Origin of the sequence: Paenibacillus sp. OT2-17 (assembly GCF_009827695.1) — a bacterium.
GTDB lineage: Bacteria > Bacillota > Bacilli > Paenibacillales > Paenibacillaceae > Paenibacillus > Paenibacillus polymyxa_B.
Genome location: NZ_WUDQ01000344.1, coordinates 1 through 3,936 on the forward strand (window position 1 = coordinate 1; position 3,936 = coordinate 3,936).

The 3,936-nt window shown below is 43.7% G+C and carries 5 protein-coding genes; 1 reads left to right on the plus strand and 4 read right to left on the minus strand.

What is annotated here, in order from left to right; translation table 11 throughout:
- The coding region (locus GRP75_RS20845; protein ID WP_160790253.1) for a helix-turn-helix domain-containing protein at window positions 1–1,346 on the plus strand (1,346 nt) is incomplete at its 5' end.
- Here GRP75_RS20845 and GRP75_RS30685 read toward each other — a convergent pair.
- From GRP75_RS30685 to GRP75_RS20860, 4 genes are all read right to left on the minus strand, one after another.
- Window positions 1,343–1,513 carry an NAD(P)-binding domain-containing protein gene (locus tag GRP75_RS30685; protein ID WP_202404241.1) on the minus strand — a complete coding sequence of 57 codons (171 nt, stop codon included), beginning with the start codon at window positions 1,511–1,513 and terminating at the stop codon, window positions 1,343–1,345. The genes GRP75_RS20845 and GRP75_RS30685 overlap by 4 nt on opposite strands.
- 432 nt (window positions 1,514–1,945) lie before the next feature.
- Entirely contained in the window at window positions 1,946–2,707 is a 762-nt protein-coding gene (locus tag GRP75_RS20855) for an SDR family oxidoreductase (RefSeq protein WP_160790254.1), read from the minus strand.
- A 316-nt stretch (window positions 2,708–3,023) separates the two neighbouring features.
- On the minus strand, window positions 3,024–3,194 hold the full coding sequence (locus GRP75_RS29315) for a hypothetical protein (RefSeq protein WP_202404242.1): 171 nt from the start codon (window positions 3,192–3,194) through the stop codon (window positions 3,024–3,026).
- A gap of 48 nt (window positions 3,195–3,242) precedes the next feature.
- Window positions 3,243–3,936: flavodoxin family protein (locus GRP75_RS20860; protein ID WP_237449126.1), on the minus strand; the 694-nt coding region annotated here is incomplete at its 5' end.

Genomic DNA, 3,936 nt, shown 5'->3' on the forward strand with positions numbered 1-3,936 from the left:
CGAAACCAGCCAATGAATTACTGTCCATGATTCCGTACGAGACGCGCATGAACATTACTGACGAATCAAGGTTACTTGATTTGGCAGGAACGCTCGACCTCTCATTGAAGCGCCCCACTCCCGTCCCCGAAGAGTCGAGATTGAAACAGCAGATTGCGTTGCAGGAACTACTCCTGTTCCTGATGGAAAACATTCGACGGAATACGGAAATATCCGATAACATTCAAGCGGTGAAGCATACCGTCACTTATATCGAATCTCACTATCAGCAAAACATTACGGCCCGCCAGTTGTACAGCATCGCAGGTGTGGCTAAATGGCAATACAGTACCTTATTCAAGTCCATTACAGGAAAAAAACCGTTGGACTACGTGTTGGATATTCGTATGAAACACGCCAAGCGGCTGTTGTTACAGACCGAGGACACGATTGCACAGATTGCCCAAGCCGTGGGATTCAAGGATGAGAGTTACTTTTCGCGCAAGTTTAGACAAACGGAAGGGATCACTCCCCGCCAGTACGAGGAGGCTGCTTCAGTCAGCTCATCTCCCGTGCTCATGCCAGAGGTTCCTTACAAACGGATCGTTGCCGTTGGTTATTCGCTGGGCGATCTATTGTCCTTGGGTATCACGCCGATAGGCGCAGATGTGGAGATCATAGGTAAAAGAGGTCTGTACTGGGATTCCATCAATGGTATTGAGGATATTGGATTACTGGGTGAACCGGGCAAAATACGTAAGCTTCTTCCTGACCTGATCATTCATTCTGGTTTCCGTCAAGATTGGATCGAAGAATTGGCATCCATTGCCCCAACCGTCCTCATCGATCGCTATGAACACGTCTATTCAAGAATCATGCAAACAGCAGAGCTAATGAATCGGCAGAAGCTTGCACAACAATGGATTTATCGGCATCGCGCTGCAAGTAAACGAATGTGGATAGGCCTGGCGAAGCATATAGATGTTAAGCAAACAGCAGCTGTGTTTTCCATCGTTGAGGGCAATCTCTACATCATGAGCATGAAAGGCTTTGCAGTTACTGTATACCACCCTGACGGCATGCAGCCTCCTCCGAAGGTGAAGGAACTAATCCGGGCAGGCATTCCTTTTCAACTGACGCGACCGGAACATGCCTGTAGCTATGAAGCCGATACCCATTTTATTCTCATGGATAACGATCCCCGTACGATCCGGTTATACAGAAGACTGATGCAGTTACCATACTGGAACTCGAAAAGCATCGACCGTATTATTCTTACCGAGAACAAGTACAATTTCGATGATCCGCTCACGATGGACAGATTGTTGCTAGAGCTTCCTCAGATGATTCTGAAGAAAAGTCACTAATGACCACATTGATTTCTCCACGCCAAAAATAGGGATGTAATCAATCGCCTCTTACTACGATTGGTTACATCCCTATCTCCTACAACGTCATATCCTGCAGCCACTGCAAAACAAGCAATCGTACTTCCAATATTACCGACTCCAATAAATCCAATGGTTTTTTTCATATGTCAATGTTCCTCGTCTGATGTTTGTTCACTGTAAGTTTTTTATTGATTATCTTGGCTTGGGACAAGAACTGTACCGATAGAATAAAAAAGCCGATAAAATAGCGACTTTCAATGGGACCTTGTTCTTGTCCCTCGACATCCTTGTAGTATGTATTCAGATAATATTCGCACAAATCTCGGGGATCATGCGGTGACTATTGTTTCCTTATTCGATCGCAAATAACGAGAAAAACGACATGCAGCTCACATTCATGATAATGATATCTAAATATAACTAAAAAATGACGGGATCGTGTGTCAACGCTCCTGTCATTTTATAACATTATTTTTGACATTACATCTCTTTCAATTGAATATTACTTTAACCTTGCAAGGATCTTACTTCGATGATTATATATTTTGAAGCATGTGTGCTCGTTAAACAGTGGATTAGAAGCCTGCCGTCCAACCCGCGTCTGCAGCTATAACAGCCCCGTTCACAAAGCTCGATTCGTCTGAAGCCAGGAAAAGGGCTACTTTTGCGATTTCTTCCGCCTGCCCTACGCGAGGAATTACGCCTTGTGTAACCCTCGTTCTGGACGCGCCAAACTCATTTAAGTTATGAATCGTTGAAGTAATGTTTGTGGCTGTCGCTCCTGGCGCAATGGCATTGCATCGGATACCTTTTTGAGCATACATGAACCCCGTGTTTTTCGTAATACCGATTACCGCATGCTTTGAGGCAGTGTAAGCAGCGCCCGCATGCGCGCCGCTGAAGCCGCCCGTAGATGCCGTATTTATAATCACTCCATTCCCTTTATCCAGGAAGATCGGGATAACTTTGCGAATCGCACGCATAACGCTTTTTGTGTTAACATCGAATATAAAATCCCATGTCTCGTCGTCCACATCTCCTACAGGCGCCATGTTATCCATAACACCCGTATTGTTAACCAAAATATCGAGAGTTCCGAATTCATTAACAGCAGTATCGATCATAGCATGAATATCATTTAAATCAGCAACATTGGTTTTTACTGCGACGGCGGTTCCGCCAGCTGATTTAATTCCTGCTGCAACCGCTTCAGCTCCTTCAATGTTCAGGTCTGAAACAATAACACTTGCGCCTTCTTTTGCAAATAATTCTGCAATCGCTTTCCCCATTCCTGATGCTGAGCCTGTAATGACCGCAACTTTTCCTCCCAAACGCATGAAAAATCCCTCCAATGTTTTTTTGAACAACCGTTCATCTGAAGTATGGATCAAATTCTAAATCAAAGTCAATTGTACGAAAGTACACGCCCGAACGGGGGAATCTCAAGAACGAGCACCTCAAAAGGCTGCCTCATGAAAGTCCCTGAAGAACTGTGTAGGTGATTAGTTCACGTATTGGAGCTAGTCTGATGAATCTTTTCGAAGGAGTTTAACGATTAGTGTCAGGTCAATTTTTAGGGATTGATCCAGGTGATGCGGTTAGTTACAGCAACAAAGGATTTATGTTCAGAAACTTATTGCATCTGACTGGTCTTTACATAAGTAAGTAATATTCCAGAGTGATACTTTTTGAAGTTTTCCCAACAACTAAATTATCATTAATGATCTTAGGTCCTATAAACCAAAAGAGTGTGTAAGATGAAAAACTGACGCCGTTTAGACCAGCTCCAACCTTGCCTGCTTCAGCAAGCATCTTACCAGCCAAATTCGCTCTCAGCCTTTCAAAAAAAGAATAAGCACTTTATCCGGAATATCAATTACGAGCAGGTCTGGAATAAGATAAATAGTTTTTGTATTTTTTTAATCTTTCAGGCAACTCGCCAGCCTTGGAATTAGGTTTTAATGAAACTTTATATAATTCATCCGCATGCTCGAATTTCCCGGAGATTAGAACATGAGAATGCGCTCTATCTTCTTCCGCGACATTGAATTTAACTTTGCCCTGTTCAACCTCCAAAGTGCCCTTTACACCGCAAATTCCGCATATTGCAGGATAATTATCATCATGATTCCTGATTTCAACGAGTTTGGAATGACAGATTGGACATAAACCAGATTCGCCAATATATTTCGCTTCCGTATTCGGGTTCATTAGTGTTTCAGCCACATGACGACCAGATTGCCTAGCTCTGTTCAATTCATTTTCCTTGAAGACTACTGATCCAGGCAAGCCAACCCAATTGACCAGCATTTTGTCTACAACATTGATTTGCATCGGCAGCGTGAAAAGATGGAGCATTGGCAGTGCAAGTGTGTCCCACTCACTCCCTCCTACAGCTATAAGAGAAGCCACTCTTTGCTTAAAGCTTCTTTCATCTGGGCCTTTACCAGTAGTTATTCCTCTTTCTTCGCGTTGCTTCTTGGCAATCATTCGGAAGGCAATGTCATGGGAAGGGCCCATCCGGTCATTCAGAGTCTTCAACAGTCCACTCGGACTCTTCTCATAA

Coding starts and splice junctions, on each gene's coding strand:
- GRP75_RS20855 (WP_160790254.1), bottom strand. CDS start 2,707: ATGCGTTTGGGAGGAAAAGTTGCGGTCATTACAGGCTCAGCATCAGGA.
- GRP75_RS30685 (WP_202404241.1), bottom strand. CDS start 1,513: ATGAAAAAAACCATTGGATTTATTGGAGTCGGTAATATTGGAAGTACG.